We start from the raw sequence: 9,583 nt of genomic DNA, 5'->3' as shown, positions 1-9,583 counted from the left end.
GTGTGTCATCATAGCCGCCTGTATTGACGAATGAAGCCGGAAAGCATCGGCACACCCAATAGATCATTCTATGGGGCCGGCAACCACCGATCCCGACCCCAATTATAAGTCCGAAATCGGGTCTTTATGGACAGACACTAGTTATAAACCGCCTGGGCAAAAGCCTGGGGGTGCAGGATCTTGTCCAAGCAGGCGTAAAGGAAGACCGCTCCTAGAACCAGGCGCAGGATGTGGTAATAGACCGGCCGCTTCAGCGCCCGGCCGGTCGCCGGCCGTGGTGCGCCAAGGGAGTCTTCGAGTTCCGCCGCATGAAAGCGCTCCGTGCGGCCGTGGCTTCCCGTCGCGTCCGGGCCACCGGTATGCTCGTGACACAGGGCGCATTGAACATACTCGTCCGGTATCTTTTCCACTGTCTTATTCTCGGCCATGACCTTATTCCCCAATTTCCCGCGGGAGACCGGCCTCTTGCCAGACGGTCCAACCGTTGACCAGCACCCGCACGGTTTCATACCCCATCTCTTTCAAAGAAAGGGCCAACTCGTGACTCAGTTCGCAACTTTCCCCGTCGCAGTAAGTGATGATCGTCTTAGGCCCTTGCAACCGGTCGGCTGTTTCCAAGAAATAACGGTCGACCTCCTGCCAGGGAAGGTTCAATGCCCCGGGAATATGCCCTTGGGCATACTGGCTCTCCGGCCGCGCATCCACAAAAACGGCCGCATCCTCCTCGAACAGACGCCGGGCCTGGTCCAGGGCTATGACCAGACTTTCGCCGGCGGCATCGGAAAAGCGCGCTTCCGCCGACCAGTCACCGATGATCGGTAGGCCGTCCGACCGCCAATGGTTGACGCTCAAGGCGATCAGAAAGGCCAGCGCGATGAGTGCCGGAGCCTGCCAAATGGATTGTTTGAAGGCAATAGACACTTGTTTATTCACAACAGTATTCCTTTCGATGGACGCCCCGGCGGCTGCGTCAGGAAACACCCAGCGTGGATAACATGCGAACAATCCGTTCCTTGTCCATGAAACCGACGTTGCGATGCACTTCCTTACCATTGGCGGTGAAGAAAATTTGCGTCGGAATCGCCCGTATCCCGTATTTCCTGGCTTCGCCCGGATTCTTCCATACATCGATGAATAGGATATCCGCCTTACCGGCGTACTCTCTTCTCAATTCCTCGATCATGGGCGCCATCATTTTGCACGGAATGCACTCGGTGGCGCCTAAATCGATCATGGTGACCCGCCCCATCGTCGGCGCAACCGCCGACTGGGGATCCGAACCATTCCCCGTCAGACTGGAAATCAATTGTGTCGGGATCCGGCTGTAAGAGCCGAGAAAAAGGAGGAGCAAGCCGGCCGCAATCAGCACCCATTTAAGTTTGGGTTTCATTTTTTAACTCCCATTTTAACTCCCATTTGCGCCAGTTGTTCGGTCACGTCGGCTTCCGGGAAGAAGCCCACGTGCCGGAAAACCTCCTTGCCCGTCCCATCGAAAAACACCTGAACCGGAATCGATCGAATGCCATAGCGAGCCGCCAGCACTTGCTCCTCTCCCACGTGAACGAACACTACGTTCAGCTTGTCCGTATAGTTCTTGCGCACATTGTCCAGTATGGGCTGCATCATATCGCAAGGAACGCACCCTGCGGCGCCGAACTCCACCATGGTCGGTTTCTTGGAGTTGCGGGCTTTGTCCACGGGGTTGTCCAGGGCAAGTCGACTCTGCTCTTCCACCCAGCTTTCGTTGATCCGAAGACGAACCGACCCCGTTAATTCGGAAATGTAGGATGTAACGACCTGCTGTCGTTTGTCCTCGATCAGGTATTGCCGAATACCATCTTTGACTTGTTCAAAGGCCGCACCGCCCAGCATTTCGCGATTTGCCTTATAAAAGGCCTCGAGATCCTCTTCCGGCACGGAAACGTCGGAGGCCTTGCGCTCGATCAATTCACGGATGACTTGTCTTTCGTCCCTGCCGCTCGAGGAAATCCCGGATTTTTCCGCCTCCTTCACAAGAATCCGCCGGGAGGCCTCCTGCTCCAGAATGTAAAGGAGATTCTTTTCAAGCTGACTCCGCAGCTCAGGTTCTTGCGAATTGACCGATTTCATCAATTCCGCCTGGGTGATTTCAAGGCCATCGCCAATAAGCAAGGTTTTGTCGTTCAGGGGGGCAAGTTGAGCAGAAGAGAGAATTCCCAACTCAAGGCCCGGATACTTGACGCCGACCGTCAGCGCTTGCGATGCCTGAGCGATTCCGGCTGAAAGCATCAGAACCGCGCATACGGACGCCCAAAAGGAGTGGAGCCGAAGACACGCCCGGCGATTTTTTATCGTGGAGTTACACATCAACACGTTCTTCCTTTCAATTACAGGTTCAATTACCGGTCTTTCCGTGTGGGAAACAAACACAAGCCTTCGTAGACAAAGGCCGGTATATCACTTTGATTTTGCTTAGAAAGTATAGTATGAGGGGGGCTTCAACAACGTATGGAGCAATTGATGATAAAGGGCGGGGGTGAGGTGTCCGGAAAGGGGTGCAATTCATGCGCAAATGGTCTTGGGAAAGGGCAAGCAGACGCTTCTCTTGTCCCAAGAATCGCGAGTGAAACGGATGCCTTTGAACTGAAAGGCTTTTCCCTTTCCATACGGGATGAAAAGGAATCCGGGACTGTGAATAGCTGCCCGTTGGCGGACCGGCAGGGAGACATATCGCAGGGTTTCGGGCTAAACGGCTCCGCGGCGCGATTCAGGGATTCGCTACTATGGCAGGGGGATTTCCAAATGCCCGGAGACAAGACGGCGCAAGCATGACTCGAACTCACGCTTAACAGCAGCATCATGGAGATAACAACCCGCGCTACCCTGGAAACCATACCGATACCATCCTTTTTCACAAGCCTTCTTTAACACATCCGGCTCGAAAATCGCAACTGCTTTCCTAAAATGGAATACGAAGAAAGCGGATTGATCGAGTTCCATGGGTTCCGGTCACGCGGCGCCGGTGAGCCCCCTTGAATTCTCGCATCTATAGAAGCGCCCACACAATCAAAGTTTAGAAAAATCTTGACAGCCTCTCATCCGAACACTATATTCCCAAATAGGAATTCAATGGAGGACTTTTTATGAAAGACTTCATCAAGGTCATGAAGGCCCTTTCGGACAAGAACCGGGTAAAGATCGTTAAGATGCTCCAGCACCGGTTGATGTGCGTCTGCGAGCTTCAGGAGACGCTCCGAATTTCCCAATCCAGTGTCTCCAAGCATCTGAAAATACTGGAGGAAGCCGGCCTTGTCGATTACAGGAAGGAAGGGCTCTGGGTCAACTACTATCTTGCGGATGGGATGAAATCCCCATACGCATCCACCCTTATGGGAAATCTCAGGCACTGGCTGGAAAACGAGCCTGAAATCATGGAAATCGTCAAACAGCTTCCCTCTATACGGAGAGAGGAAATTTGCAGGAGATCATGATTTTTTTTGGTTTTGAAAGATCGATAGATCGCCATATGTATATTTTACCTTTTGGAGGTCTCGTACTTGAAAGAGCGAACTAAACTGCTGATCATCGTGCTGACGTTTGTGGGAGCCTACTACATCCCTTGGGCGAATGAGACTGTTCGCAGATCGGGTCTTGAAGCCTTCATGATGCTTCAGGAATACGCGCGGGAACACGTGCTGACCTGCCTGATCCCGGCCTTCTTCATCGCCGGGGCCATCGCGGTCTTTGTCTCCCAGGGGTCGGTTCTGAAATATTTCGGCGCGCAGGCGAACAAGATCCTGTCATACTCCGTGGCCTCCGTGTCCGGAACCATATTGGCCGTCTGTTCCTGCACGGTGCTGCCTTTGTTTGCGGGCATTTACACCCGGGGCGCTGGAATCGGACCGGCCACGGCTTTTCTCTATTCGGGACCCGCCATCAACGTGCTGGCCATCGCCCTGACAGCCAAGATCCTGGGCTGGCAGCTGGGCCTGGCCCGGGCCGTGGGCGCCATCGTCTTCGCGGTGGTCACCGGACTCTTGATGTCGTTGATCTTCCGTAAGGACGACGCGGAGCGCACCGCCGGGCAGATCTATGTGCCCGACGCCGATGCCAAGGATCGCACCCTGCTGCAGGACACGTTGTACATCATGACCATGGTGCTGATTCTGGTGTTCGCCGCTTTCGCCAGACCCGCCCCCGATTCGACCGGGCTGTGGCCGGCCGCTTTCGCGATGAAGTGGTACATCACCATCGCGCTGCTGATCGTGCTGGCTCTCATGCTGAAGTCCTGGTTCACCAGGGACGAGTGCAAAACCTGGGTCGAGTCCACCTGGGGATTCATGAAGCAGATCTTTCCCCTGTTGGGCACCGGCGTCCTGGCGGCCGGCTTCATGTTGGGACGGCCGGGCCATCCGGCTCTGATCCCCGAGCAGTGGGTGCAGTCTCTTTTAGGCGGAAACTCCCTCTGGGCGAACCTGATCGCCTCCGTGGCCGGAGCCTTGATGTATTTCGCCACATTGACCGAGGTGCCCATCCTCCAGGGGCTTCTGGGAGCCGGGATGGGTAAGGGACCGGCCCTGGCTCTTCTGCTGGCGGGACCGGCATTGAGCCTTCCCAACATGCTGGTGATCGGCAGTATCATGGGCGTGAAAAAAACAGCGGCCTTTTGCGGCATTATCGTGATCCTGTCCACCATCGCCGGGATGCTCTATGGCGCATGGGCCGTCTGATCGAAGCAAAGGAGGATACATCATGAGTCGTTTGGAAATAGAGTGGCGTCATCTGGACAAGGACGGGAAAACCTGTGACCGATGCTCGGATACCGGGCAGACGGTCCGCAGCGCGTATGAAACGCTGGTGAAGGAACTGCAACCCAAAGGCTGGAACGTGTCCCTCAAGGAGACGCTCTTGACCGAGGACGAAATACCCGAGTCGAATAACGTTCTATTGAACGGTGTTCCCATCGAAGAGTGGCTGCCCGACACGCGAAAATCGGAAAATTGCTGCGCCTCGTGCGGGGATTTGCTCGGCTTTCCCACGCTGTGTCGGACCATCGAGCGAAACGGTGAAACCTACGAAACCATACCCGCCGCTATGATTGTGGAGGCGGCGCATCAACTCATCAAAAAATACAACATCTAAGGAGTTTCAACATGGAAATCAAAGTCCTGGGCCCTGGCTGCCCCAAATGCAAACAAACGGAAAAAGTGGTCAAGGAAGCCATAGCGGAAAGCGGAGTGGACGCGGATATTGAAAAGGTCACCGACGTGATGAAGATCGCAAGATACGGCGTGTTCGGCACGCCGGCGGTGGTGATCGACGGCGAAGTGAAATCGGTGGGCAAGGTCCCTAAAAAGGAAGAGGTCCTGGCGTGGTTGAATTAATTGTGTCTGCCACGAGCCGATTACACCTAAGAAGGGCCAAATGAAACAGGGACGAGGGGGGCACGACCCATGGCCGTATCATCCCCTCGGCATCTGTCAGCAGGGGTATCTTTCCCCATCGCGTGATCAGTGAAGCAACGGAGTTCCAATGAAGAAGAACAACATCGTACTCTTACTGGGAGTTCTGGGATTTGTCGTCATGGCTGACAACTGGGTCGTATCGCCTATATTACCGGCCATTTCGGAAAATATCGGGATTCCCGTGGAGCGCGCGGGACTTTTGATCGCCGCGTACATGATCCCGTTCGGCATTTTCCAGATCGCCTTCGGTCCCTTGGCCGATCGCTATGGGAAAAAACAAATCATCACATTTTCCATCGTTCTATTTACGATCGCCACCGGCCTTTGCGCCGCAGGATCGGGACTGACGGATCTGGCGGCCTATCGCGCTTTGACCGGCATTTTTGCGGCGTCGGTCATGCCCATATCCCTGGCGCTGATCGGCGACATTTTTCCGGTTCAGGAAAGACAGGGCGCGATCGGCACCTTTATGGGAATATCGTTTCTGGGTCAGGGACTCAGCATGATTACGGGGGGCGCCATTGCTTATTTTCTGAACTGGCGTGGTGTCTTTGGCTTGTATGCACTGCTGTCGCTGATTCCGATGATCCTGATTATCCTTAACTACAAGTCCCTACCCGATACCAAACATTCGGACAGCAAAATTTTTGCCCCTTATCTGAAACTGGCGAGCAATGCAAAGAGCCTTTTTACTTACATCCTGGTCTTGTTGGAGGGCATTTTTATCATCGGCAGCTTCTCCTATCTTGGGGCCTTCATCGCAGAAATCTATCATTTCAACTACCTGCTTATCGGCGTCATCATGACCGCATTTGGTTTGATGACGGTGGTCGGCGGCCGGTTGAGCGGAAAACTCTCACAAGAAACGAGCCCGCGCAAAATTCTGACCGCCGGATTGATCTTAGCTGTTCTGGCGGATCTACTGATCTATTATTTCGGGCGCAATATCTGGGGCCTTGCGAGCAGTGTTGCATTGATGGGACTGGGCTTCATCTTCACCCATTCCACGCTCTTAACCAGGGCCACGGAGTTTGCCATGAAAGCCCGTGGGGCGGCCATGTCTTTGGTGGCGTTTTGCTTCATGGGCGGCGGAGGCGTCGGTACGGCCATTGGTGGAAAAATTGCCGCGGCTTACGGCCTATCGACCGTGTTTCTGGTTTATGGGGTTGCTTTGGGGGTCACGCTGGCGTTGAGTTTCATATTGATTACCGGTCAAGTCGTTTCCGCGCAGTCGCCGGTGCTCGCGGGAAATCCGCGTTCGCCCAGGTCAGGAGAATGAAGTAGTCGGCAGGCTTTTTCGATGGAGAAAACACTATGTGGCTCAAAGGGTATACGAAAAAGATCTTCAGACCGGAGTGCAATCCCAGTTTTCAATCTCTTCACTGTCTCGCCCGGCTGGATCAAGATGTCAGCGAGGTTCTGCCCTATCTGAATGCGGTGCTTGGGGGATTTGAGTATTTCAAGGAGCCGCCTGCGGTAACATTCAAGGTCCACGGAAAAATCATCACGGTGCACCCCCGGGAGATCGCCGTCAACGCCCTCAAGGATGAGGCCGAGGCGGACCGTATCTTGGAGTGGTTGAAAAGCGAGATCAATCAGACCTGGGAGAACCGGGCCGACATAACACCCTGTTATGCCGGCAAGACAAAACCTAAGCTGCTGGAAATATTGCGCCTGCTGCCCAAGACCAACTGCAAAAAATGCGGTCAGCTCACTTGCATGGTCTTTGCCGCTCAAGCGATGGAAGGCGGCCGCGGGGCGGAGCATTGCCCGGAGTTGTCCGAGGAGAACCGGGAGAAGTTGGCGGCTTACCTGGCGGGCTTCGACTATGAATAATATGAATAAGAGGTTTCATAGTCCTGTGTCATGAATCCGAAAACCGAAACTTCTTCTCTTTCTTCAGATGTGCGTCAGAGGAGTGGATAGACCATGAGCGCCGATGTCCTATCAACCAATGAACGGAAAATGACCAACATTTTCGAACGCTTTCTTTCCCTGTGGGTGGTGCTGTGCATCATCGCCGGGATTCTGCTGGGTAAGATCGCCCCGGGAGTAGCCCAATATCTGGACGGTTTGGCCATATCCGTCAACGGCGCCCCGGTGGTATCCATCCCCATCGCCGTCTGCCTGTTCTTCATGATGTATCCCATCATGGTCAAGATCGACTTTGCCGCGGTGGTCAAGGCGGGCAAAAGCGGCAAGCCGGTCTTTTTGACCCTGTTCGTCAACTGGGCCATCAAACCCTTCACCATGTACGCCATTGCTGTGTTCTTCCTCGGCACCCTGTTTTATGGGTTCATCGGGCCCGAGGCGGTGGATCATGTCAAGATGCCTTTCGGGCTGGACCTGCCGGTGGGGGCCTCGTACGGTTCGGGCACGGTGGTGCTGATCGAGGGGATCAAGATGCTGCAGGTGCCGTTGTGGCGAAGTTACCTGGCCGGCTGCATTCTCCTGGGCATCGCCCCTTGCACGGCCATGGTCCTGGTGTGGGGCTTTCTGGCCCGGGGCAACGACGGCCTGACACTGGTCATGGTGGCCATCAACTCGTTGACTATGCTGGTGCTGTACGGAGTCCTGGGAGGGTTTCTGTTGGGCGTGGGACGATTACCGGTGCCGTGGCAGGCCCTGCTGCTTTCCATAGGCATTTACGTGGCTCTTCCCCTGGTGGCCGGTTATTTCTCGCGTAGATGGATCATCTCCGCTAAAGGCGAGAAATGGTTCAAGGAAGAATTCCTGCATGTTCTGACGCCCATTACGATCATTGCCCTGCTCATCACCCTGGTGCTGCTGTTTTCCTTCAAGGGCGAAGTGATCGTGGCCAACCCCCTGACCATTCTCTGGATCGCCGTGCCGTTGTTTTTGCAGACCATGCTGATTTTCTGGTTGGGCTACGGACTGGCCCGGTTGATCAAACTCCCCTATGAGGACGCGGCGCCGGCAGCCATGATCGGGGCCTCCAACCATTTCGAGGTAGCCATCGCCACGGCGACCATGCTTTTCGGGCTTTCCTCCGGGGCGGCATTGGCCACGGTGGTTGGGGTGCTCATCGAGGTGCCCGTGATGTTGATGCTGGTCAGGATTTGTTTAGGTACAACCGGATGGTTCCGGCGGGAGCCATTGCGTTGAGAACTCCTGCCGTCGAATGCCACTGAGGGCCTGTAGGGTGCGGGGTTTCTTAAAAAACATCGAATTTGGGGGTAGGGGGTACACGAACCATGCGAGCTCGATTTCTATTGTTGGTGATAAGCGTGGCGGTTTTCTTCGGATCCCTTTCTGCAAACAAGCCAAAAATGAATAGGGCATAAACGCATGCTAAATGATGTTTTTATTACGATCAATCAGTGGATGACCAGCGGATCTACCATCGCCGTTTTGGGCTGCTTCCTCTGGGGGATGGTCAGTGTGGTGCTGAGCCCGTGTCACATGGCTTCCATACCGCTGATGGTCAGTTATGTGGCGGGTCAAAACCAAATTTTGCAGGCAAGACAGGCGGCCTCCTTCGCGTTGTTATTTACCTTCGGGTTGTTCATTACCATTGCCCTTGTAGGTATTGTGTGTTCGCTGTTGGGCCGGATGCTCGGGGAAATCAGTCCCTACTGGACGATTCCGGTGGGAGCCCTATTACTCTGGATCGCCTTGGACATGTTGGGTCTGGCGAGATCGATGATGTCGGGTCAGCTCCTGTCCCGTCTCAGGTTTCGGGGCAGGGGAGGCGCTTTCCTGCTGGGGCTGGCCTACGGCGTTCTTTCCGGGACATGCACGTTTGGATTCATCGCCCCTATCCTGGCGATCATCACCGTTCAGGAAAAGATCGCTGTGGGAATTGTTTTGATTACTGTTTTCGGGATCGGACACTGCATCCCGATCGCTGTGGCGGGAAGCTTTACCGCCACGGTGAAGCGGCTGGTCGAGAGCGAACGGTTTCAACAGGGCGGCAAGTGGTTCAGAAAAGGCGCGGGAGTTGTCATTGCCCTCATCGCCGTCTATTTCATCGTTACCCCCTTTGTTTCCACCGGGATTCAGCCTTAGTACATATCGGCATAAATATGATGACGTATTAATCTTGCGTTATTAACATATATATGGCATGATCTCTCCTCAGATAGGAGGTGATTATGCCCAGAAAAAGCCCATATCGG

Annotated in this window: 12 protein-coding genes; 8 read left to right on the top strand and 4 right to left on the bottom strand. The window is 54.6% G+C overall.

From position 1 onward, the window contains the following. Positions 1-137 precede the first annotated feature (137 nt). From HY788_07900 to HY788_07885, 4 genes are read right to left on the bottom strand one after another with little or no spacing between them, the layout of a single operon-like run. Positions 138-428 (bottom strand): hypothetical protein, encoded by a 291-nt coding sequence (locus HY788_07900; protein MBI4774087.1) that lies wholly within the window; start codon positions 426-428, stop codon positions 138-140. A gap of 4 nt (positions 429-432) precedes the next feature. After that, positions 433-1,053: a rhodanese-like domain-containing protein gene (locus HY788_07895; GenBank protein ID MBI4774086.1), complete on the bottom strand. Its 621-nt coding sequence runs from the start codon at positions 1,051-1,053 to the stop codon at positions 433-435. Beyond that, a complete protein-coding gene (locus HY788_07890) occupies positions 971-1,390 on the bottom strand; it encodes a thioredoxin fold domain-containing protein (GenBank protein ID MBI4774085.1) in 420 nt (139 codons plus the stop codon). The genes HY788_07895 and HY788_07890 overlap by 83 nt, the downstream gene beginning before the upstream one ends. Beyond that, complete coding sequence (locus HY788_07885) at positions 1,387-2,346, bottom strand: thioredoxin fold domain-containing protein (protein ID MBI4774084.1); 960 nt, start codon at positions 2,344-2,346, stop codon at positions 1,387-1,389. The genes HY788_07890 and HY788_07885 overlap by 4 nt, the downstream gene beginning before the upstream one ends. Positions 2,347-3,122: 776 nt before the next feature. Here HY788_07885 and HY788_07880 point away from each other — a divergent pair. The 8 genes from HY788_07880 (at position 3,123) to HY788_07845 (ending at position 9,473) form a co-directional block, all read left to right on the top strand. Further along, positions 3,123-3,470: a winged helix-turn-helix transcriptional regulator gene (locus HY788_07880; protein ID MBI4774083.1), complete on the top strand. Its 348-nt coding sequence runs from the start codon at positions 3,123-3,125 to the stop codon at positions 3,468-3,470. Between the two features lie 66 nt (positions 3,471-3,536). Beyond that, entirely contained in the window at positions 3,537-4,709 is a 1,173-nt protein-coding gene (locus tag HY788_07875; protein ID MBI4774082.1) for a permease, read from the top strand. 22 nt (positions 4,710-4,731) lie between these two features. Next, a complete protein-coding gene (locus HY788_07870) occupies positions 4,732-5,121 on the top strand; it encodes a DUF2703 domain-containing protein (protein MBI4774081.1) in 390 nt (129 codons plus the stop codon). A gap of 11 nt (positions 5,122-5,132) precedes the next feature. Then, on the top strand, positions 5,133-5,363 hold the full coding sequence (locus tag HY788_07865) for a TM0996/MTH895 family glutaredoxin-like protein (GenBank protein ID MBI4774080.1): 231 nt from the start codon (positions 5,133-5,135) through the stop codon (positions 5,361-5,363). Positions 5,364-5,511: 148 nt separating this feature from the next. Beyond that, positions 5,512-6,723, top strand: a complete 1,212-nt coding sequence (locus HY788_07860) for an MFS transporter (protein MBI4774079.1) — start codon at positions 5,512-5,514, stop codon at positions 6,721-6,723. A gap of 35 nt (positions 6,724-6,758) precedes the next feature. After that, positions 6,759-7,280: a Fe-S cluster protein gene (locus HY788_07855; GenBank protein ID MBI4774078.1), complete on the top strand. Its 522-nt coding sequence runs from the start codon at positions 6,759-6,761 to the stop codon at positions 7,278-7,280. 93 nt (positions 7,281-7,373) lie between these two features. Beyond that, positions 7,374-8,570 carry an ACR3 family arsenite efflux transporter gene (gene arsB, locus HY788_07850; GenBank protein MBI4774077.1) on the top strand — a complete coding sequence of 399 codons (1,197 nt, stop codon included), beginning with the start codon at positions 7,374-7,376 and terminating at the stop codon, positions 8,568-8,570. A 183-nt stretch (positions 8,571-8,753) separates the two neighbouring features. Beyond that, positions 8,754-9,473, top strand: coding sequence for a sulfite exporter TauE/SafE family protein (locus HY788_07845; protein MBI4774076.1), 720 nt, complete (start codon positions 8,754-8,756; stop codon positions 9,471-9,473). The last annotated feature ends 110 nt before the right edge of the window (positions 9,474-9,583 follow it).

Source organism: Deltaproteobacteria bacterium (assembly GCA_016208165.1).
Lineage (GTDB): Bacteria > Desulfobacterota > Desulfarculia > JACQYL01 > JACQYL01 > JACQYL01.
Note: the sequence above shows the minus strand (reverse complement) of the source record. Positions and strands in the feature narration are given on the sequence as shown.